Genomic DNA, 566 nt, shown 5'->3' with positions numbered 1-566 from the left:
CATCGCATATTCGTTCTGGGCATGGTGACGTGGGCGTACCGTCAATTTGACATAGCCCAGCTTTTTCAACTCTCGCCCTACGGTCGTTTCCGTCAGAGAAACCCCAAATTCGTCATGAAGCCACCGCGCCAGGTCGATCAGCCGCCAACGCACAACCCCATGGATCGCTGGTATCGGTCCACTTTCAACGACCTCCGCCAGCGCTTGGCGCTGGATATCATTCAGCAAGGGCGGCTTGCCTGGGGCCTTGCCGTCAAGGAGACCGGCTGGACCTCGGGCGTTGAACCGCACCACCCAATCCCGCACGATCTGCAGGGTCACTCCGCCGATGCGCGCGGCATCGCTGCGGTTCGCGCCATCATAGATTTCCGCCAAAGCTAGCAGTCGGCGTCCCTGGTTCGCGCTCTTCGTCGTCCGCGCCAGTCGCCTCAAGCCCGCTGCATCAAAGTCGTCTCGCAATCCAATCGCTGCACCCATGACAATGCCCTCCAACCCGAAGACATAGATTCATAGTTTCGCCGCTTTGGGAATCCCCCACGTGTGTCAGCATCACGGACGGATGGTAT

Annotated in this window: 1 protein-coding gene; it reads right to left on the bottom strand. The window is 59.5% G+C overall.

Annotation, left to right across the window (positions count from 1 at the left end; genetic code table 11):
• The coding region (locus FE851_RS27440; protein WP_145206938.1) for a helix-turn-helix domain-containing protein at positions 1-477 on the bottom strand (477 nt) is incomplete at its 3' end.
• Between the last annotated feature and the right edge of the window lie 89 nt (positions 478-566).

Origin of the sequence: Sphingobium sp. B2 (assembly GCF_007693735.1) — a bacterium.
Taxonomy (GTDB): Bacteria; Pseudomonadota; Alphaproteobacteria; order Sphingomonadales; family Sphingomonadaceae; genus Sphingobium; species Sphingobium xenophagum.
This window is presented reverse-complemented; position numbering and strand designations above follow the sequence as displayed.